Consider the following 20,231-nt stretch of genomic DNA (forward strand, 5'->3'; position numbering starts at 1 on the left):
ATTGGCAAAAATATATGTAGATTACATTGCCGTTATCACTTCGTGTTAGCGGCTATTTTTTTCATCGCCTAAAGAAATATGGTTTATAATAAGATTAGGGCGCAATAGACTGGTTAATAGCAGGACAAGGTGAAAAATAAAAAAAGAGAATTTCTTGTTTTGTGTAAATGTTTTTTTATAATATTTGACATGTTGACAGATTATGAAATGAAAGTGAGTGATCCATGTGGATCTAACGCAAATTCAAAACCCTAGTTTTTTGAAAGATATGTCTATCAGTGAACTAGAGGGATTGAGTGAGGATATTCGTAAGTTTTTAATTGAAGAGCTCTCTCAAACAGGTGGACATATTGCGCCTAATTTAGGTGTAGTAGAACTCACAATTGCTCTGCATAAATTATTTGATAGTCCGAAAGATAAATTTTTATGGGATGTAGGACATCAATCCTATGTACATAAAATTTTAACTGGACGTGCAAAAGAATTCGGCACATTAAGGCAATATCAAGGTCTATGTGGTTTCCCAAAACGTTGTGAGAGTGAGCACGATGTATGGGAAACTGGCCATAGCTCGACATCATTATCTGCTGCAATGGGAATGGCTCTAGCACGTGATTTAAAGAAAACGAAAGAATATGTTATACCAATCATTGGTGATGGTGCTTTAACGGGCGGAATGGCTTTAGAGGCATTGAACCATATTGGACATGAAAAAACAGACATGATTGTTATTTTGAATGATAATGAAATGTCAATTGCGCCAAACGTTGGTGCGCTTCATAATGTGCTTGGACGTCTACGTACCGCAGGAAAATACCATTGGGTAAAAGACGAGCTAGAGTATATTTTGAAGAAAATCCCAGCTGTCGGTGGGAAAGTTGCTGCGACAGCAGAGAAAATAAAAGATAGTCTTAAATATTTACTAGTATCCGGTGTCTTTTTCGAAGAGTTAGGCTTTACATATTTAGGTCCAGTCGATGGACATGATTATGAAAAGTTATTCGAAACGTTGCAATATGCAAAGAAAACAAAAGGCCCAGTGCTTGTTCATGTTATTACGAAAAAAGGAAAAGGTTACAAACCAGCAGAGAGTGATGTTATTGGCACTTGGCATGGAACAGGACCTTATAAAATTGAATCAGGTGACTTCGTTAAACCGAAAGAAGTTGCACCAGCATGGAGTGCTGTTGTTAGTGAAACAGTACTTAAGTTAGCGAGAACGGATGAGCGTATCGTTGCAATTACACCTGCAATGCCTGTTGGATCGAAACTTGAGAAATTCCAAAAAGAATTCCCAGATCGTATGATTGATGTAGGTATTGCAGAACAGCATGCTACAACAATGGCAGCGGGTATGGCAACGCAAGGTATGAAACCATTCTTAGCGATTTATTCAACATTTTTACAAAGAGCATATGACCAAGTTGTTCATGATATATGCCGCCAAAATTTAAATGTTTTCATCGGAATCGATCGCTCTGGTTTAGTAGGAGCAGATGGTGAAACGCATCAAGGTGTATTTGATATTTCATTCTTACGCCACTTGCCGAATATGGTACTTATGATGCCAAAAGATGAAAATGAAGGGCAACATTTAGTATACACGGCAATGCAATATGAAGATGGACCAATCGCATTACGTTATGCGCGAGGGAATGGACTTGGCGTTCATATGGATGAAGAATTAAAGGCGATTCCAATCGGTTCATGGGAAACGTTAAAAGAAGGTACACAAGCAGCTATTTTAACATTTGGTACGACAATACCAATGGCAATGGAAGCGGCTGAGCGTCTTGAAAAGGCTGGAGTTTCAGTGAAAGTAGTGAACGCTCGCTTCATTAAACCAATGGATGAAGCACATTTACATGATCTCTTAGGAAAAAATATACCAATTTTAACGATTGAAGAAGCTTGCTTAATTGGTGGTTTTGGAACAGGAGTAGTTGAATTTGCGTCTGAGAACGGGTACCATAGTGCGTTAGTTGAACGAATGGGTATTCCAGATCGTTTCATAGAGCACGGTAGTGTAACAAAATTATTAGAAGAAATCGGTTTAACGACAGATGCTGTTGTAGACCGTATTCATACAATGATTCCATCAAAACAAAAAAGGGCGTAACAAATGAGTGCGAAAAAAGAAAGAGTAGATGTACTATTAGTAGAGCGAGGGCTTATAGAAACACGTGAGAAAGCAAAACGCGCCATTATGGCCGGCCTTGTATATGCGAATGAGATGAGATTGGATAAGCCAGGAGAGAAAATCCCACAAGATACAGAGATTACGGTGAAGGGGCAAGTTATGCCGTATGTAAGCCGTGGTGGTTATAAACTTGAAAAGGCATTAGAGACATTTCATCTTGATTTACAAGATAAAGTTATGATAGATATTGGTTCATCAACTGGTGGCTTTACCGATTGCGCGCTTCAAAATGGAGCGAAATTATCTTATGCATTAGATGTAGGGTACAATCAACTTGCGTGGAAATTGCGTCAAGATGAGCGTGTTGTCGTAATGGAACGAACGAACTTCCGTTACGTAACACCAGCAGACTTAGAACGTGGTTTACCGCAATTTGCTAGTATCGATGTTTCGTTTATATCATTAAAACTTATATTACCAGTTTTAAAAACAATGCTTATGCCGAATGGGGATGTAGCAGCGTTAATTAAACCTCAGTTTGAAGCTGGAAGAGAGCAAGTTGGTAAAAAGGGTATCGTTCGCGATCGAAAAGTACATGAGGCTGTCGTAGAAATGATTGTAGACTTTGCTATAAAAGAAGGATACGACGTAGAAGGTTTAACATTCTCACCGATTACGGGCGGGGATGGTAACATTGAATTTTTAATTCATCTGAAATGGCATGGTGAACGTGAGAATGGCGAAAATCATTCTCCAGTTTCTGTTGAGCAAGTAGTTACAGAGGCACATGATGTCCTAAAACAAAAAGGGAAAGGGGAATAACATATGTTGTTCCTCTTTTTGTTGTAATTGTATAATGATTGTAAAAACAATTGTGTACAAGTAACGAATTATAAGTTAACATAAATAAGTGAAGTATACCAATGTTTAAACTATGGTAAGAGATAGTGTGAGGTGCAAATGTATGAATAAAGGTCAGCGCCATATTAAAATCAGGGAAATTATTGCGAACAAAGAAATTGAAACACAAGATGAATTAGTTGATATTCTACGTAATGAGGGATTTAATGTAACGCAAGCGACAGTATCGCGCGATATTAAAGAATTGCACTTAGTGAAAGTGCCATTACATGATGGTCGCTATAAATATAGCTTGCCAGCAGATCAACGATTTAACCCGTTACAAAAATTAAAACGCAATCTAGTGGATTCATTTGTAAAATTAGACACGGCAGGACATATGCTTGTGCTAAAAACATTGCCTGGTAACGCTCATTCACTTGGAGCACTTATTGATCATTTAGAGTGGGATGAGATCATCGGAACCATTTGTGGTGATGATACTTGCTTAATTATTTGCCGTACACCTGAAGATACAGGTGTTGTCTCTGATCGTTTCTTAAATATGCTGTAACAAAAAAATCTTGTTTGCTTTCCTCTGTAAAGTGGAAAGTGAACAGGATATTTTTATTGGTTAAAAACGTGAATTCTTAATTGTAATATAATATTTTCTTTGAATAAAATTAGGAAATAGGTGGATTGACCCGTAAAACAAATGTTTGGTACAATGGAGCGGTTAGAAAAGTAATTTATACATACAAACATATAGTATGACTATTTGAATAAAGAACTGAGAAAAGCCCTTCATAGGGGATTAGTTTATAACGAGGTGAATGGGGCATTGTTATCGGAATTATCGATTAGAAACTTTGCTATTATTGAGGCATTAAATATTTCTTTTCAAAAAGGATTAACGGTTTTAAGTGGTGAAACAGGGGCCGGAAAATCGATTATTATTGATGCGATTAGTTTACTTGTAGGTGGCCGTGGTTCAGCAGAATTTGTTCGATACGGAACAGAAAAAGCTGAGATAGAGGGGCTATTTTATGTGGAAGATGATAAGCATCCATGTATTGAAAAAGCAGAAGAGTTGGATATAGAAATAGAAGACGGCATGATTATTTTGAAGCGTGATATCGCTGCAAATGGAAAAAGTGTATGTCGTGTAAATGGAAAACTAGTTACCCTTAGTGTATTAAAAGAAATTGGAAAAACACTTGTTGATATTCATGGGCAACACGAAACGCAAGACTTAATGAATGAAGAACGTCATTTATTTATGCTCGATCATTTTGATGGAGAGCGTATCGTTAAACAATTAGATATATACCAAAACGTATATGCTGACTATGAGAAATTAAAAAAACAGTTGAAATCGTTAAGTGAAAATGAACAACAAATGGCGCATCGCTTAGATTTAATTCAATTCCAGCATGAAGAAATCCGTAAAGCTGATTTAAAGATGGATGAAGAAAATGACTTAACTGAAGAACGATTGCAAATTTCTAATTTCGAAAAGATTTATAAAGCATTAGGTGACGCGTATCGCTCGTTAAGTGCTGACGGACAAGGGTTAGATAATGTACGAAGCGCAATGGGACAGATGGAGAGTATTACACATTTAGATGAAGTGTATCAAGAAAATCATGATTCCATTGCCAATAGTTATTATTTATTAGAAGAAGTTGCGTATCAACTAAGAGAAAAGCTCGATATGATGGAATATGATCCGAATCGCTTAGACGAAATTGAAACGCGTTTAAATGAAATTCGTATGCTAAAGAGAAAATATGGAAATACTGTAGAAGAGATTTTAGCGTATGCTGATAAAATTGAACAAGAAATTTTTACGATTGAAAATAAAGACGTTCATATTGAAACGACGAAGAAACAGTTGAAGGAATTAGAAAGTGTTATTCTAAAAGAAGCAACGTTGTTAAGTAATATGCGTCATGAACTTGCAGAGCATCTTACAAATGCCATTCATCAGGAATTAAAAGAATTATATATGGAAAAAACAAAATTTGAAGTGAGAATCATGAAGCGAGAAGGAAATGCAGAAGAGCCTCTCGTGGAGGGAGCACCGGTAAGACTTACAGCGGATGGTTACGATCATGTGGAATTTTATATTTCAACAAATCCGGGTGAGCCGCTAAAACCACTTTCAAAGGTTGCTTCTGGCGGAGAGTTATCCCGTATTATTTTAGCTTTAAAAAGCATTTTTTCTAAGCATCAAGGTGTTGCATCTGTTATTTTTGATGAAGTGGATACTGGTGTAAGTGGCCGGGTCGCACAGGCTATTGCGGAAAAGATTTATCGAGTATCAGTAAACTCACAAGTACTTTGTATTACGCACTTACCTCAAGTAGCTTCAATGGCGGATTCGCATTTATTTATTCGAAAACAAGTAGCAAATGATCGAACAATTACATCAGTTACCGTTTTAACTATGGAGGATAAAGTAACAGAAATAGCTCGAATGATTTCTGGTGTGGAAATTACAGATTTAACGACAGAACATGCGAAAGAATTACTTACGCAAGCGCATCGTTTTAAACAGACAGCAGAGGCTATCCAGTAATGGATAGCTTTTTTTCTCAAATGATGATTTCTTAATTCTTCCGGTTATAAATAAAGCATTGCAAGGAGAGATTAAAAAGTGAAGCCAAAAGGCTGAATGTGGGGTAGGAGCGAGGAGAGTGAATAAATTGAAATTAGAAAGATTTCGCAAAATAATAGGTATTTTTCTCCTTGTTTCTTTAGTTTTTATTGGGTGTTTTAAACCGCTTCGGACGTTTATTTCATCTCCGAAGCAACTTGTTGTTTTTGAAGGACAACAATCAGAAATGGCTTCATTACCAGTGTTTAAAGCTTCATCTACAGATCGTCATGTGTTTACAGTAAGTTCAAATGAACAAAAACAAGGACTTATGGTAAATTCTCATCAAAATGGTGAAGCAGATATGGTGTTTCAGCTTGCTGGTTTTCCAGTGAAAAAAGTAAATGTGAGAGTATTAAAAGATTTCAAAGTTATTCCAGGTGGACAATCAATTGGTGTAAAGTTAAACACAAAAGGGGTACTTGTTGTAGGCCATCATTTAATTCAAACTGAAAAAGGGAAAGTATCTCCTGGTGAAACAGCTGGTGTGCAAATTGGAGATATGATTACTGAAATTAATGGTAAAACAATTGAAAGAATGAGTGATGTAGCACCATTTATTCATAATAGTGGGGAAACAGGCGAACCGCTTAATCTCGTTTTGTTAAGGGATGGAAAGCATATCCGCACTAAATTAACACCACAAAAAGACAGTGGAGAATCGTCTTATCGCATTGGTTTATATATTCGTGATTCGGCAGCTGGAATCGGAACAATGACATTTGTTCATCCTGATTCTATGAAATATGGGGCACTTGGTCATGTCATTTCTGATAATGATACGAAAAAGCCGATTCAAGTCGAAGATGGACAAATTATGCGTTCGACAGTTACATCAATTGAAAGAGGTAGTCATGGGAATCCAGGGGAGAAATTAGCGAGGTTCTCACCTGATCGTGAAGTGATTGGCAATATTACAATCAATAGTCCATTTGGTATTTTTGGCAAATTGAATACAAATATGACAAATGGCGTAATGGATAAAGCAATGCCTATTGCACTATCTCATCAAGTAAAAGAAGGACCAGCAAAAATATTAACGGTTATTGATCAAGATAAAGTGGAAGCGTTTGATATTGAAGTTGTGAGTACAGTACCGCAAAAGTTTCCGGCAACAAAAGGCATGGTAATAAAAGTAACAGATAAACGTTTATTAGCGAAAACAGGTGGTATCGTACAGGGGATGAGCGGAAGTCCAATTGTACAAAATGGAAAGGTAATTGGCGCTGTTACACATGTATTTGTAAATGATCCAACATCAGGATATGGTGTTCATATTGAATGGATGTTACATGAGGCTGGAATTAACATTTATGATCAAGAAAGAAAAGCGAGCTAATTAATAATTAGCTCGTTTTTCTATTGAAAAATTCGTTGAAATTTTGTAAAAGCTCCGCAAGAGGTGTTTTTTGTTGTAAAATAAAAGGAAAGGGTTGAACGTTTCGTTGTTTTTCTATGATGGAATGTGTTGCGAAAAGGAATAAATAAACGATAAACATATTTTTTTGTGATTTTATCGGAAAGTAACAAACTTTAAAAGGGAATTTTCACACAATTGTCGAACAATTCATGTAGCCTAGAAGGATACACATGTCGGAGAATCGATTCGGTAAGGGAGGAAAAGCTGTGGAGAAAATTAAAGTATGTCTTGTGGATGATAATAAAGAATTAGTATCAATGCTAGAGAGTTATGTAGCTGCTCAAGAGGATATGGAAGTAATCGGTACTGCTTATAATGGTCAAGAGTGTTTAAATTTATTAAAAGATAAGCAGCCGGATGTACTTGTATTAGATATTATTATGCCACATTTAGATGGGTTAGCTGTACTAGAGAAAATGCGCCATATTGAAAGGTTAAGACAGCCTAGCGTAATTATGTTGACAGCGTTTGGACAAGAAGATGTGACGAAAAAAGCAGTTGACTTAGGTGCGTCATATTTCATATTAAAACCATTTGATATGGAGAATTTAACGAGTCATATTCGTCAAGTGAGCGGTAAAGCGAACGCTACTATTAAACGTCCACTGCCATCTTTCCGATCAGCAACAACAGTAGATGGAAAACCGAAAAACTTAGATGCAAGCATTACGAGTATCATTCATGAAATTGGTGTGCCTGCTCATATTAAAGGGTACATGTACTTAAGGGAAGCAATTTCTATGGTGTACAATGACATCGAATTACTTGGATCTATTACGAAAGTATTGTATCCAGATATCGCGAAGAAATATAATACAACAGCAAGCCGTGTCGAGCGTGCAATCCGTCACGCAATTGAGGTAGCATGGAGTCGCGGGAATATCGATTCTATTTCGTCCTTATTCGGTTATACAGTATCTATGTCAAAAGCAAAACCTACGAACTCCGAGTTCATCGCACTGGTTGCGGATAAGCTTAGACTTGAACATAAGGCTTCGTAAATGTTGTAGTATCAAGGTGTTAAGCGTATTTCATAACAAAATTTAATAACCAACGAATTACGTATGTAGGCAATAAAGTACATAGGTAATTGGCGGTTAATTTAAAAACCTTCTATTTATTGGATTGAAATTTTGATTCCAATAGTTAGGAGGTTTTTTTGTTGTATGAATAACTTTCAGATGAATGTTGAGAACTTTTTACTTCATTGCGATTCAAAGCATCTAAGTAGGAAAACAATTCGGTCATATGACCAGACGTTGAAGTTATTTGCTTCATATTTAGAAAGAGAATTAAAGATTACAGATGTTGATAAGGTAAAACCCCTTCATATTCGGACTTATATTAAATATTTAAGGGAACGTGGTAAATATACATTTACATCTAATACAGCTAGTGAACAAATTAATTATCCAACACGTAGAACAGATTATGGAAAGACCATAAGTGAAACAACAATTGCTAATTACCTTCGCAATATTAAAGTGTTTTTTAATTTTTTAGAAGCTGAAGATGATATTGCTAAGAATCCAATATCTAATATTGAATCAATTAAGCCGCAACGGAAACAAAAGATATTATTATCAGTAGATGACATAAAGAAAGTGTTGTATTCGATTGATATAAGTACATTTCATGGGTTTAGAAGTTACGTCATGATTAAACTGATTTTAGATACAGGTATACGTGCAGGAGAATGTTGCAGTATGCAAGTTGAAGACCTGGATATAAAAAATAAAAGTATCCTAATTACGAATCCCAAAAATAAGAAGCAACGATATGTGTATTTTTCTAATATCATGGCTAACGATTTAAAGCGTTGGTTGAAATATAGGGATAGATTTAGTGATGCAGAGTATTTGTTTCCTACGATAAGAGGGACAATGTTGAACGTCAATAATTTTGAGGCGAGTATTAGAAGTATTGGTAAAAAGGTAAGTGTACATTTTACACCTCACCAATTAAGAAATAACTTTGCAAAGTATTACATTCTTAATGGTGGTGATTGGTTTAGCTTGTCTAGGGTACTAGGGCATTCATCGGTAGAAGTAACGCAAAGGGCATACCTAGACTTTACTGATGATGAGATTAAAAATAAATATCAACGTCATTCACCGCTAGCAAGTATGAAATTTTAAGTAAAAGAAAAAAAGGCCCCAGCGGGAACTGGAGGCCAAAAGTTAAGTTTAAATTCAAAACTAAATAACGGATATTCCGTACATTCAGCACTTGTATTATACCATTTTTGAAAAATGGATAGCAAGGGGTTTAGTTTCCTATTGTCTTTTTTAGGTGATTAAAAGCGTTGGTGTGCGGTAATTCCGAACATGGATACCGTGACCATGAAGGAACGCTGTGAAGTGTCCCCTACAATAAACGGGGTTCAGGGTAGCCAACGCAGAGAATACCCTCGGATAACGGTTGTCGTTGCATTCAACCGTCTGACGTAAGTGAAGTAAGGGACACAAGCTTTACATAAAACAAGCCTAAGGGACGTATGTCCTAATAACGATGATAGATAAGGCGTTAGCGGCAAAAGGTGTCGGGGGTTCAAAATAAGACATGGTTGTACGACTGGAGTTAATTAAGTTACTCGTAAGCGGCGACCATGACACTGATTCACGGCTATCCTTGTACAAGCTTTATCGCAAGGATATGCGGGTTATGTAGCGAATCACCCGAAAGGGAACGGTGTTGGGCGTGAGAAACGCACCGTACGGCGTAATATGAAGCCGATAAGCTATATACGGGCGGTATAGTAGTTTTATTAACTATGACCGTTTGTCGTCGATGCAACCATCTCAATTGGCTACAATGGGAAATATGCCAGTATTGTTTGGACGTTTTAACCTCGTTAATTTTCAAAGGGGTTACTATGTCCAAACGTCATTGCACGTGTCCAGGAGAAATGTCCAGTATGAAAACCTTAAAACCAAAAATCAAGAGATTTTTAAAAGATTTTTGTAACTACCACTAACGATGGCTAGAGGGTAATATAGACATCTGCCACTAACTAAGCATAGAGAAGAAAGAGTCATATGCGAAACCTAGAGTAAGAATTATAATAAGGGGGAATGAAGAAATGAAAAATAGAGAAGAAACATAAGGGGAATAAAGAAATGAAAGAGAATGAAAAACAAGCGTTATTAAAAAGAATGGAAGAACGTAAGAATGAATTGAAAACAGTAGGGAACGGTAAGCAAAAGAAGAAAAAGAAACAACCAATACAAAATAAGAATAAGCAACAAAAGAAAAAACAGCAAAAAAAGAAAACACCTGTTATGCGTAAGTTGGAGGCATTAGAAAGAAAGGTTGAATTAGAATTAAAAGAAGTTAACTTATATTTTAGAGTAAGTCAATTATGGGGAAAAGAAGAGGGCCGGCGTGTTAACGGTAAGGGTTACATTGTTTGGGAATATGGAGGACGAACAAAAGAAGAGTATATAAAAGACACTGGTGAACAAACACCGAATCGTTCAACGTTGAGTATGGTTGCACATGCTATTAACCAGTTAAAAGAACCATGTAAGATTAACATTTTTACACTTAATGCCGTAGGGGGAACGGTAATGATTTATAAAAAGAATTGGATACATAGGGATTTAGGTGACAAGATTCTTAAAGCGGTGGAGGAAGGAAAGCACGAAATATCTTTTTATTCTGTTGATATGGGGTGTGACTGTGAAGAAAATCTTAATTATGTGGGAAAGAAGTTTAAAAAGGCAATGTTGGAAGAATAGAAAAAGGACGTCTAGTCTCAAATGACCAAACGCCAAAATGAATAGATAAGTAAAATAAGTACATGGAAGGGAAGTGATTCCCTGATTTATTATCATAACATAAGATTAAAATATAAAGAAAATTAGATTGAAAATGAGGGGAATAAATTTGATAAAGATTGAGATTCCTAAGCGTTCTTTGAGTACCCCTGTATCAGAAATTCATAAAGTAAATTTGGATACAGGATTTTATTTTATGAGAGATTCAAGTGGGGAAATTGTTTATATTGGAGAGTCTTTGAATTTAAGGAAGAGGCTTGCTAAACATATAGCTGGTAAAAGTAGTACTACAAAGAGGTTTTATCATGTATTTCATTCCGTTGATGTTTTTTATTGTGATAGGAAAGACCGAAAAATTTATGAACTATATGCTATTAATTTGTATAATCCAATCGGAAATGTTGATGGTAATGAATCAGCTACTAAAGAGGAATTGAAAAAGAAAAAGGAGGATTGGATAAGAAGATTATGAAATGAAAATTAGGATTATAGTAAAAATTTACATAGAAACACTTGTTTGTATTGAGGGAATGAGAGATAATAATATAGCGTCATTATGAGGCCGTTTAGAATTTGTTTTATTACGTATACAACAGGAATTACAAATGGAGTTCATTCAATCAGCAACTATCAGGAGTTGGTTTCGGTAACCATTAAACTATCTGAATAGGCGGTGCTGTGTATGTTTAAGTTCTTTTACAAGAAAGATTCTGAGACAACAGAAATATCTTTTCATGTTAATTTTGAAATTATTATTTCTGCTGTATTTGGGTCTACTGGATTGTTTGAATTTATCAAACAATTGTTAATGAACATATAACAATGAGAAAGGGAATGTGGAGATAATCCATGTTCCCTTTTTCTTTTTAAAGCGATATAAATACGATTAGCACAGTACAAATTCTTCCCTAAATTTTTCAGTGTGTGACTAATAGCACGAGGCAGGGGGAACTGCTATACGAAGTACACTTATAGGTTAAAAAATAACCTGGCAGCTTAGGAGGTAATGAATGGTAGAATGAGGTGGAAATGTTTAAAGGGGGAGAAAGTTAGTGACAGTTAAAGATGTTAAGTTTACTGGTGAGTTAAGTGAGGGGATTTTTTTAGATGAAAGAATGAGTAGTAATGCAAAGAAAACGTTGTTACTATTCTTTGCAGAATATCTTTCACATGGTACTAACAGTATGATTGATGAATTGGGCGATAAGATAGAATTTAATTTTACTAAAGGTAAAACATTCCTGGTGCCAGTTATACCGTTTATTGATTTTGAAAGAGGACGTATAGATATAGATGAACTATTAGTGTATATGTATCTTTGCTATGTTGTGCATACTTCTAAAAATTCTCATGTCAAAATAAGAGTCGATATGATAAGTAAGCGTACAGGGTTTTCAAAAAAGAAAGTGAAAGATGTCCTAAATAGCCTGTATGAAAAAGACACTTATATCACAGATTTAGGAAAAGGTATGATTGAAGTTTACTTACTTTCAAAGGAGTTACTATCTCAATTAGAACGAGGGAAAGAGTTACATGAAAAAAGTGAGTTAGAAGGCGAAGAATCTACACCAGTACCTAGAGAGTTAATAGAAAATTATCATAAATATGATTTGTCTAATACTGAATTAGCCATAGTGTTAATGTTTATGTCTTATGCGTATAAAGGCACATACACGTATGAGGAAATCATTAAAGAGATTATTGAAAAACATCCTGAAGCACCTGAATTTCAGGTACAGTCCGCAGTTAGAAAAGCTGAAAGTCATGGGTTCTTTAAATTAGTGAAGTTAAGTAACGGAAACACGCAACTTATTTATGAAGATTAATAATGTAAGGGCGTTATCGTTACAGTGCTATGGAATACATTCAGTTTGTTGCGAAGGGGCGGTATTACGTGGATATGGTGATAATGTTTAAAGGGGGAAAGTATGATGATTGTTGTTAAGGTATACCGTTCATTAAAAGAGGACACACTAGGTTATTTTCAATATAAAGGAGAATGCGTTCAAGCTATGGTTAATGAGGGATTTCCTGTAGTATCAAGTGTAATTGTAGTTGATGCATGGGAACTTCAATTTAAGCAATTGGAGGATATTGAAGTTTATCAATCAATTGCTAGAAGATACAAAGAAAAGGGATTAACTAGCCCTGTAGCAGTTGCAGCAGCGTTAGATGAAGAAATGAAAATGATTCATAAAACTAGAGTACAAAATATATTAAAACGTAATTAATTAACACATTTATACTTCTATTAGTTTAATGCTGTTATGTGGGTTATGGCGTTATAGTCGTTAGTACTGTATGTATATATAGTAGTGTATATTATTCCCGTTAGTTAATTACAATATAGAATGCGTAAAATATGCTACATTTTTGGCACTTTCTAAGAAATTTTTTTATTCTTTTCCGTCTGTTCCCGGTTTTCCCTACGTTGCTAATGTGTAAGGACAAAAAGTAACGTAGTCGGGAGAGTTAAAGAGAATGAAATTGACAAGTAAAGTTGATAGAGAGAAACTACTAGAGGAAATCCAGGAAGATACTAGACAAAGGGAAGAAGCAGCAAAGAAAAAGCGTCTTGAAAGGTCTGTGAACAGGCTGTACATAGAGAAGCTAGAAAGACAGTGGATAGAATTTAACGGCCGCACAGATAAGGATAGATACAATGCATTTTATGAAATCAATGAACATGGCCGGATAGAGTCGATTTTAGGTAGTATTGTTAAAATAGTAGCAGCCCACTTTATGAAAAGCCGCAGAGGTAGCACACGGCTTTCTAAAGATGATTTTGAATCATATCTACATAAAACGGTTTGGAAGGTTGTAGAAGAGTATAGAGGTAGCCAAAAGTACTTTCTATTTGAGTTATTAGGAAGGGCATGTAGAAACAAGTGCATTGACTTGCTACGTGCTGAAGGATTGACAAAGAAAAGTCCAAAAGAGAAAAAGCTATTTCATGTAGCTACTTCTTATGAAAGTTATGTCGAGAATGGCGGCGACTCTTCTACAGAATTTGAAACAGAAATGCAAATTCGACTATTTATAGAATCCACATTGACAGGATTAGAGTTGCAGGTGGCGAAATTTTACATTCTAGACGGTATAACGAATATTTCACAAATAGGAAGATTGCTAGGTATTACGGATGCAAAGAAAGCACATCGAATTCTAGACCGTGCTATCAAGAAGTTAAGAGAAAATTATACACATGCGTAATACATATAGAGGTGTTATTAGTGGTTTCGTGGCCGCTGGTAGCATCTCTTTTTTATTTAGCATAGGCGAATATTTTTGTATTACTTCGATTATTAAAGTCAGAATATTATGCGTTTTAATACACGATGTCTGAAATGATGTAATTAAACGTTGCTAAACTGTAAGACGTTTTAACTGAATAAACAACAAAGAAAAAGAAAAAGGAATGATTAACTATGATGTTATACACAGAAGGATTAGAAAAGAAGATTAATAAACAAGGGAAGACGGTGTACTTTGTAGATGATACATGGGCCATTGTTGGGAAACGCTGCACCGAGTGCGAAATGGATTTACCGTTAGAAGCGTACCAGGTGCATAAGCCGTATTTGGGTGGGAGAAAGTCAAAGTGTAAAAGATGTACTAAGGTATACGAACAGAATAGAAAGAAAAAATTAAAAGAAAAGGCGGAGAATTGATTATGACAAAGGTAAATACTGAAGAGATTATTGTAACTAAGGAAGAAAGAGAAGCGTTAATTGGACGCGTGGAAGTTTTACAGAAGGTTAAAGATTTATTATTGCTACCTGGTTTAGAAGCGGCAACTACAAAGCAAGTCGCACGATTTTATGAAGTATCACATGAAGCAATTCGTAAAGTTGTTAGTAGACACGGTGACGAACTGCAAGCTGATGGAATGCACCTAGAGAAGTACAGCGAGATTAAAGAAAAAGTAACGGTAAAACATGTCCCTTTACTAGAAGCGGGTGTATCTTACCGAGGTACAAATCTATTCCCGAAGCGTGCGATTCTAAGAATAGGTATGTTACTACGTGATAGCAAAATCGCTAAAGCGGTGCGTGAACAACTACTAAATATTGAGGAAATGGCCCAGGGAGTTGCCCCGGAGATTGTGACGGCCCACGTTAACCACGAAACGGTATTAGCAGCTAATGTATTCCGTGCAATTGAATCAAAAGATAGTATGGCAACTTTTGAAGCGACACGGGAATTATACGCTTACAGAAATAGAAAAACTGAACAACAAGCAAAACACTATGAGAGTTTAGAAGACGTGGTTGATACTATGTCAATAACAGATTTGTGTAGACACAATTTAAAGGGGCGTATCACGCCACAGAAGGCGAATAAAATTTTACTTGATTTGGGTATCTATGAAAGTGTTAAAGTGCGTGGTTCGTGGATTCCAGCACCAAAATATAAAGGTACATGGTTTAGATTAGTCCAGCAGCCTTTAAGATTCAGTGCGGGAGAAGTTACGGCTTACCGTATCACTTTAGAAGGTGCAGAGGAAATTACAAAACTTTTAAAACAACACTTAATGAGAGAAGTTACACAGGCGGCATAAAAGGGAGGGATACAAATGAAAAAAGAAGACAGGCTTTTAAAAGACGTACCAGGCCTTATTGATAGACTAGAGAAGAGAACTAATAAACGTGGTTACCGGGTATACGAAACACCAATAGAAAAGAAGTGTAAAGGTAAGGAATGTACAGAATGCCGGGAGGATAAAACTATTGGGTCATTCCCAGACGCACCAAAAGGCCGCGAGGGAAGTTTTACAGGAGGAAAGCTGGCACAATGCTACGTATGTAGAAACAGGGCCATAGCGGAGAGGAGAAGGGCTAAACAGCCCACACAGGGCTATCCAGTACGCGAAGCGACGTCGATAACAGTAGACCAGCTACAAACGCTTATAACGGCTGCTGTTAAAGAGTGTGAAGATACAGGCGTAAAGCCAGTTATTAATCTGGAATTTAAAAATATAGCAATATCAATCAACTAACAGGAGGAAAATAAAACATGACACAAATTGAATTAGTACCAAAATACCCAGATGTGGAGTTGGCAGACACAATAGGACTGATAGAAGTAAAGAAGGGCGACATAATAGAGTATCAATTAAGACGTGGCGAGGCATACGCCAGGAAGTGTGGGAACTGCAAAGAGGTTAAAACAGTAGAATCGTTCCGAGGTAGCGGTGTTACTTGCCATTACTGCAATGATTCCAGCTTTACGCATAGAATACACACGCCACAAGCGAAGAAAGAAACGTATAGATTATTGTTAAAAGGTATGGTGAATTCATTTTTCCCACACTATCGAAGAAAGCTTTCAGTAAGTGAAGTGGAAAGTGAAGCTGCATGATAAAGCCAGATTAGGGAACTAGTATTTTTTATATTTACAAATTTAATATTCTAGTAAACGGAGGGGCTGCTGTTATGGTGGCCCTTTTTGCATTGTGGAGGTAGTAGGTAAAGATATTTAAATGTGGTAAAGTAAAAATATTTTACTCATACTTTAATCACAACACCTATGAAATACTAAAAATATGAGGATTTCGTCCTACAAAAACAGGCCTGATTCCCTTCTGTAACACAAATGTAATAATCGGTATGAAGCCAGTGGTATCAAGGGTTGCGGGGGTTGACTGACTATTGCTAACATAAAGACTTGCTTTTCGTGTAGGATTTTTGCTGCTTTCAACGCCATATACACTATAAGAGTAAGTAACGCTAATAACTGTATGTATTAAAGATTTAGGTTTTGAGGTTAAGGCGTTAATCTTTATGTTATTTATGCTTAATGGTGAAGTCTGCCCTAAAGGGTATAGTAGCTAATTAAACATAGAAACATAAAGACAAATATTTTAACTATCATAACTATAGCTATCATTTATTAAATGCTGAGAAAGATAAGTAAGAACGGTGAGATGATAGCGTTAATATATTTTTTATACAATGACTATCTTAGTTAGTAGTACTTTGAGTAGGTTTCGCGTCTTATATAGTAGGACGGGGTAACAGTATTGCTTTTTCAAGTGCTTATTATAGTTGTAATCAAAAGTGATTCCCTGGTATTCGTCGCCAGGGTTTCTCTCATTCTCTAGGGGTTTAGTGTAATGGCAGCACCGCAGTCTCCAAAACTGTTAGTAAGGGTTCGAATCCTTTAACTCCTGCCATAGTATAAACCTGGGTCATTATGGCCCGCCTTTCCTTAGTATTATTAGTAAGTTGTTTTCTTTAGTCATGTTTGGTACTTCTCCAGGTTTGTTTTAAACGATAAAGAGAGAGAAGAAAAGGGTTGCTTTTCCGTTCGGTAGATTAGCGGCCCTTCCTTCTTTTGTCTTCATGACTGTTAGAACCACTAGCATATACCAGTTACTATTAACAAAACCTTTTACTATATAAAAATCACACAATAAGCGAGGTGCCATTTATGAGTCAAACAGATTTCATTGCAAGGAAATTAACAGGCGAAGCAATTACAAAGATTAATCAATTATTAGGATTAACTTACTATGATGTAGCTTACCGATTAGCATGTTCACCTAGTAACGTAAATTATCATTTAGGAGTACGCGGTAACGGCTTTTCAGCTTCGCAACGATATAGCATAGTCGAAATGTGGAAAGAAAACGGCGTTGAAAATACCGAAATTATTTTATTATTAAATCTTATTAACCGTGTGCATGTCTAGTTACTAGCGGTGGCCGCATGCCGTACACGTAAAAAACGAAGGTCTTACAGCCGATAGAAATTGATATGTAAACAGACTAGAACAAAAGGAGGACAAAGTATGACACGATTAGATGCAATCAAAGCGTATTTTGCTAAACAAGAGAAAAGGGTGGCCTTAGTTATCCCGGCTTTCCATTTAGGTGGAGGACGAATTAGGGTGCAAGATTTCGAATATGGAGACATCGTATTCAAACGAAATGTGGTTCGTGACCTCACAATACAGCAGGCCCAGGACTTACAATCACGATTTAATTACATGATTTTAATTGACGAAGAAGATGAAAACAAACGGGAGGAATTAATATGCCAAGCATTAAGGAAGAACGTACCACAACCGAAACAAGTACAGGAAGAAAAAGCCGCACAGCAATCGGGAACGTCGCCAAAAGAGTAGTTGCTTTTCATGAGGGTTTTATTGATGGATTAGAAAAAATCACACAGAACATTGATGAAAAGACGCAGCTACTTAATGACAAACAACTTGAATTACGATTCATTCAAGAAAAAGAGTTACCAGAAGCACTAGTAAAGAAATATGTTGATGGTGACGACAAAGATGCAAAACGACTTCAAACATTAGAAACGAAGTTACAAAAGGAAATCACGGAATTACAGGAAGAAATTTTAGTAATTACGCATCTAAAGGAAAAATATGAATGGACAAAAGCTAATGAAGCGAAAGCCTTGGAAGCCGCATTTAACGAAGAAAGAAATGCAGCTACACAGAGAACGTATAGACGCATGGAAGCTGCAAAGCGTGCCTACTTAGAGGCTATTAAAGCTGAATCAAAATCATTACGTGAGTATTATGGCGTTGATTGGAAGCTTGCTGAAATCCTTGAAGTAGGTGGGCTTATAAAATCCATGCCACAGTTCTCTGTAGCGGTAGCACATACTCGCGGGAATCATGGATTCTACGGAAGTTATTTAGAAGTGCCAACGCAGGTTGTAAAAGATATTATTACAGGCCACGTTGATGAAAAACATCATATTGAGTATTTACCGACACGCGGTTAACTCGAAAGCCCTGGCGATTGTAGTGTACTAACTTTCACTATAATTCCAGGGCCTATTTTTTTTGCCTTTTTAACCAGTTTTAGTGTCTGAAATTATGTAACTATACGTTACTAATATGTAAGGACAAAGCAGGAAAGGAGAAGGCCGGAACAATGACAAAAGTAAAAGGTGACTTGTTAGAAAAGATTCAAACGTTTATAACAAAATCGCCGTATGAAGTACAGGAAGTTACTAAAGCAGAAAATCAACTAAACCAATTAATAGAAATCGCTACAAAGTAGTGAGTATAAAAGGAGATAAAGGACAATGACACAAACAACCATGACAGTAGAAGAAAAGAAAGAGAGAATGGAAAGGTTACATGAGGTAATTTTTGTAGAGTCACCAAAAAGTGTTAAACTGTGGGAAGAGAGACAAGTGAAGGAATTGGCAGCCGAAAACAAGGCGACACGTGAGAAACTTCGCAGAATAGAAAATACAGATAGAGAGGATTTAGATAGTACGGATTTAATAATGAAAGACATGTTAGACTCGCGAAAAAAGATAAGTGAGTAAACAGAAGCCGTTATCCTTAATTGTGGGGTAGCGTCTCTTTTTTGTTTCACAGATTAACTTATCTCGGCTTTCTTTTAGTTTTTGTTTAGTCACTACAATAAAATTATGATGTAACGCTATACCATGAAGCCTCGTTGACACGCCATGTTTTGAAAACTCTACACAGCCCACAGGCCGTACGGTTTCAATGTTCCCGTTTCTTAAAGTGGGCATGTTGTGACCTCTACGCCTTTTTATACCTGGCTATTTATGTTAGTGGTGTTTACTCAAACCGGGTCTTTTTTTATAGTATCAAACTTGTACTTTTGATACCTAGATTTCAGTGAAATAAAGAAGTATCAAAATACGGGTTTACATAAGTCTCAAAGTCGTCTAAAATTAAAGTATCGAAGTTATTGAGTTTGATACTTTGTAACTTTATTTGTTCGGACGAGATTTATTATATTAACGAAAAGGACTGATTAAGTATGGCAGGAATTAAAATTGGCTATGCCCGTGTTTCAAGTGAATCACAATCATTAGAATTACAGATTGCAGAATTAGAGGGAATGGGCTGCACCGAAATCTTTGCAGAAAAGAAAAGTGGTAAAGCTGCTGATAGCCGTGAAGAGTTACAAAATTTATTAAAGTATGCACGAAAAGGTGACACGGTTTATGTTTGTAAAATTGATAGATTGGCCCGAAGTCTTGTTGATTTAATGAAGACGCTAGAAATATTAAATGATAAAGGTGTTGAAGTTGTATTCATTAAGGAGAACATAGACCAGACAACAGCACATGGCAAAATGATGCTGCAAATGTTAGGTGTTATAGGTGAGTTTGAACGTTCACTAATCAATGAGAGAACAGCAGCAGGGCGAACAGCAGCAAAAGCCCGCGGTGTACATATGGGCCGTAAAACTAAAGGTGATAAGAAAGCCGCAATGGATTTATACAATGATAGAGAAAATAATGGCATGAGTGTAAATGAAATAGCCGAAGAAACAGGAGTATCAAGGGCCACTATATTCAGAATGGCTAAGCTACAAGCAGAAGAAGAAACAAATTAAAACAATATAAAAGAGGATGGGGTGGGGACATGTTTTGC

The 20,231-nt window shown here is 36.3% G+C and carries 22 protein-coding genes and 1 tRNA gene; all 23 read left to right on the forward strand.

All coding sequences use genetic code 11. The features are described from left to right. Window positions 1-226: 226 nt before the first annotated feature. The 23 genes from dxs to LMD38_RS06205 all read left to right on the forward strand — a co-directional run bounded on the left by dxs (window position 227) and on the right by LMD38_RS06205 (window position 20,193). Window positions 227-2,119 (forward strand): 1-deoxy-D-xylulose-5-phosphate synthase, encoded by a 1,893-nt coding sequence (dxs, locus tag LMD38_RS06100; protein WP_062821986.1) that lies wholly within the window; start codon window positions 227-229, stop codon window positions 2,117-2,119. A gap of 3 nt (window positions 2,120-2,122) precedes the next feature. Then, on the forward strand, window positions 2,123-2,962 hold the full coding sequence (locus LMD38_RS06105; RefSeq protein WP_001274742.1) for a TlyA family rRNA (cytidine-2'-O)-methyltransferase: 840 nt from the start codon (window positions 2,123-2,125) through the stop codon (window positions 2,960-2,962). A gap of 142 nt (window positions 2,963-3,104) precedes the next feature. Beyond that, window positions 3,105-3,554 carry an arginine repressor ArgR gene (gene argR, locus LMD38_RS06110; protein ID WP_001032581.1) on the forward strand — a complete coding sequence of 150 codons (450 nt, stop codon included), beginning with the start codon at window positions 3,105-3,107 and terminating at the stop codon, window positions 3,552-3,554. Window positions 3,555-3,821: 267 nt separating this feature from the next. Next, window positions 3,822-5,561 (forward strand): DNA repair protein RecN, encoded by a 1,740-nt coding sequence (recN, locus tag LMD38_RS06115; protein WP_000947753.1) that lies wholly within the window; start codon window positions 3,822-3,824, stop codon window positions 5,559-5,561. A 118-nt stretch (window positions 5,562-5,679) separates the two neighbouring features. Further along, window positions 5,680-6,978: a SpoIVB peptidase gene (spoIVB, locus tag LMD38_RS06120; RefSeq protein WP_062821985.1), complete on the forward strand. Its 1,299-nt coding sequence runs from the start codon at window positions 5,680-5,682 to the stop codon at window positions 6,976-6,978. A gap of 287 nt (window positions 6,979-7,265) precedes the next feature. Further along, window positions 7,266-8,060, forward strand: coding sequence for a sporulation transcription factor Spo0A (gene spo0A, locus LMD38_RS06125; protein WP_061129473.1), 795 nt, complete (start codon window positions 7,266-7,268; stop codon window positions 8,058-8,060). 165 nt (window positions 8,061-8,225) lie between these two features. Continuing rightward, window positions 8,226-9,197 (forward strand): tyrosine-type recombinase/integrase, encoded by a 972-nt coding sequence (locus LMD38_RS06130; RefSeq protein WP_061129449.1) that lies wholly within the window; start codon window positions 8,226-8,228, stop codon window positions 9,195-9,197. Window positions 9,198-10,178: 981 nt separating this feature from the next. Further along, window positions 10,179-10,799: a ribonuclease H family protein gene (locus tag LMD38_RS06135; RefSeq protein ID WP_061129450.1), complete on the forward strand. Its 621-nt coding sequence runs from the start codon at window positions 10,179-10,181 to the stop codon at window positions 10,797-10,799. A 148-nt stretch (window positions 10,800-10,947) separates the two neighbouring features. Further along, window positions 10,948-11,310: a GIY-YIG nuclease family protein gene (locus LMD38_RS06140; RefSeq protein ID WP_228920231.1), complete on the forward strand. Its 363-nt coding sequence runs from the start codon at window positions 10,948-10,950 to the stop codon at window positions 11,308-11,310. Window positions 11,311-11,890: 580 nt separating this feature from the next. After that, the gene (locus tag LMD38_RS06145; RefSeq protein WP_061129452.1) at window positions 11,891-12,664 is read left to right on the forward strand and encodes a hypothetical protein; all 774 of its coding nucleotides are present in this window, start codon (window positions 11,891-11,893) and stop codon (window positions 12,662-12,664) included. A gap of 102 nt (window positions 12,665-12,766) precedes the next feature. Continuing rightward, window positions 12,767-13,069, forward strand: a complete 303-nt coding sequence (locus tag LMD38_RS06150) for a hypothetical protein (protein ID WP_228920232.1) — start codon at window positions 12,767-12,769, stop codon at window positions 13,067-13,069. 250 nt (window positions 13,070-13,319) lie between these two features. Continuing rightward, complete coding sequence (locus tag LMD38_RS06155; RefSeq protein WP_061129454.1) at window positions 13,320-14,051, forward strand: sigma-70 RNA polymerase sigma factor region 4 domain-containing protein; 732 nt, start codon at window positions 13,320-13,322, stop codon at window positions 14,049-14,051. A gap of 215 nt (window positions 14,052-14,266) precedes the next feature. After that, window positions 14,267-14,509, forward strand: a complete 243-nt coding sequence (locus LMD38_RS06160; protein WP_061129455.1) for a hypothetical protein — start codon at window positions 14,267-14,269, stop codon at window positions 14,507-14,509. Window positions 14,510-14,511: 2 nt separating this feature from the next. Continuing rightward, the gene (locus LMD38_RS06165; protein WP_061129456.1) at window positions 14,512-15,399 is read left to right on the forward strand and encodes a phage antirepressor KilAC domain-containing protein; all 888 of its coding nucleotides are present in this window, start codon (window positions 14,512-14,514) and stop codon (window positions 15,397-15,399) included. A gap of 15 nt (window positions 15,400-15,414) precedes the next feature. Next, on the forward strand, window positions 15,415-15,837 hold the full coding sequence (locus LMD38_RS06170; protein ID WP_061129457.1) for a hypothetical protein: 423 nt from the start codon (window positions 15,415-15,417) through the stop codon (window positions 15,835-15,837). A gap of 17 nt (window positions 15,838-15,854) precedes the next feature. Beyond that, window positions 15,855-16,199, forward strand: a complete 345-nt coding sequence (locus LMD38_RS06175; protein WP_061129458.1) for a hypothetical protein — start codon at window positions 15,855-15,857, stop codon at window positions 16,197-16,199. A gap of 740 nt (window positions 16,200-16,939) precedes the next feature. Beyond that, window positions 16,940-17,013, forward strand: a tRNA-Trp gene (locus LMD38_RS06180). A 257-nt stretch (window positions 17,014-17,270) separates the two neighbouring features. Beyond that, the gene (locus tag LMD38_RS06185; protein WP_061129459.1) at window positions 17,271-17,531 is read left to right on the forward strand and encodes a hypothetical protein; all 261 of its coding nucleotides are present in this window, start codon (window positions 17,271-17,273) and stop codon (window positions 17,529-17,531) included. Window positions 17,532-17,630: 99 nt separating this feature from the next. Beyond that, window positions 17,631-17,966 carry a hypothetical protein gene (locus tag LMD38_RS06190; RefSeq protein ID WP_153012502.1) on the forward strand — a complete coding sequence of 112 codons (336 nt, stop codon included), beginning with the start codon at window positions 17,631-17,633 and terminating at the stop codon, window positions 17,964-17,966. Then, entirely contained in the window at window positions 17,876-18,589 is a 714-nt protein-coding gene (locus tag LMD38_RS06195; protein ID WP_061129460.1) for a hypothetical protein, read from the forward strand. The genes LMD38_RS06190 and LMD38_RS06195 overlap by 91 nt, the downstream gene beginning before the upstream one ends. A gap of 152 nt (window positions 18,590-18,741) precedes the next feature. Then, window positions 18,742-18,870, forward strand: coding sequence for a hypothetical protein (locus tag LMD38_RS28605; RefSeq protein WP_255817056.1), 129 nt, complete (start codon window positions 18,742-18,744; stop codon window positions 18,868-18,870). A 25-nt stretch (window positions 18,871-18,895) separates the two neighbouring features. Then, on the forward strand, window positions 18,896-19,144 hold the full coding sequence (locus tag LMD38_RS06200; protein WP_061129461.1) for a hypothetical protein: 249 nt from the start codon (window positions 18,896-18,898) through the stop codon (window positions 19,142-19,144). A 467-nt stretch (window positions 19,145-19,611) separates the two neighbouring features. Then, entirely contained in the window at window positions 19,612-20,193 is a 582-nt protein-coding gene (locus LMD38_RS06205) for a recombinase family protein (protein WP_061129462.1), read from the forward strand. The last annotated feature ends 38 nt before the right edge of the window (window positions 20,194-20,231 follow it).

Origin of the sequence: Bacillus pacificus, assembly GCF_020861345.1 — a bacterium.
Lineage (GTDB): Bacteria > Bacillota > Bacilli > Bacillales > Bacillaceae_G > Bacillus_A > Bacillus_A pacificus.

Coding starts and splice junctions, on each gene's coding strand:
- LMD38_RS06105 (WP_001274742.1), top strand. CDS start 2,123: ATGAGTGCGAAAAAAGAAAGAGTAGATGTACTATTAGTAGAGCGAGGG.
- argR (WP_001032581.1), top strand. CDS start 3,105: ATGAATAAAGGTCAGCGCCATATTAAAATCAGGGAAATTATTGCGAAC.
- LMD38_RS06130 (WP_061129449.1), top strand. CDS start 8,226: ATGAATAACTTTCAGATGAATGTTGAGAACTTTTTACTTCATTGCGAT.
- LMD38_RS06135 (WP_061129450.1), top strand. CDS start 10,179: ATGAAAGAGAATGAAAAACAAGCGTTATTAAAAAGAATGGAAGAACGT.
- LMD38_RS06150 (WP_228920232.1), top strand. CDS start 12,767: ATGATGATTGTTGTTAAGGTATACCGTTCATTAAAAGAGGACACACTA.
- LMD38_RS06155 (WP_061129454.1), top strand. CDS start 13,320: ATGAAATTGACAAGTAAAGTTGATAGAGAGAAACTACTAGAGGAAATC.
- LMD38_RS06160 (WP_061129455.1), top strand. CDS start 14,267: ATGATGTTATACACAGAAGGATTAGAAAAGAAGATTAATAAACAAGGG.
- LMD38_RS06165 (WP_061129456.1), top strand. CDS start 14,512: ATGACAAAGGTAAATACTGAAGAGATTATTGTAACTAAGGAAGAAAGA.
- LMD38_RS06170 (WP_061129457.1), top strand. CDS start 15,415: ATGAAAAAAGAAGACAGGCTTTTAAAAGACGTACCAGGCCTTATTGAT.
- LMD38_RS06175 (WP_061129458.1), top strand. CDS start 15,855: ATGACACAAATTGAATTAGTACCAAAATACCCAGATGTGGAGTTGGCA.
- LMD38_RS06185 (WP_061129459.1), top strand. CDS start 17,271: ATGAGTCAAACAGATTTCATTGCAAGGAAATTAACAGGCGAAGCAATT.
- LMD38_RS06190 (WP_153012502.1), top strand. CDS start 17,631: ATGACACGATTAGATGCAATCAAAGCGTATTTTGCTAAACAAGAGAAA.
- LMD38_RS06195 (WP_061129460.1), top strand. CDS start 17,876: ATGCCAAGCATTAAGGAAGAACGTACCACAACCGAAACAAGTACAGGA.
- LMD38_RS28605 (WP_255817056.1), top strand. CDS start 18,742: ATGACAAAAGTAAAAGGTGACTTGTTAGAAAAGATTCAAACGTTTATA.
- LMD38_RS06200 (WP_061129461.1), top strand. CDS start 18,896: ATGACACAAACAACCATGACAGTAGAAGAAAAGAAAGAGAGAATGGAA.
- LMD38_RS06205 (WP_061129462.1), top strand. CDS start 19,612: ATGGCAGGAATTAAAATTGGCTATGCCCGTGTTTCAAGTGAATCACAA.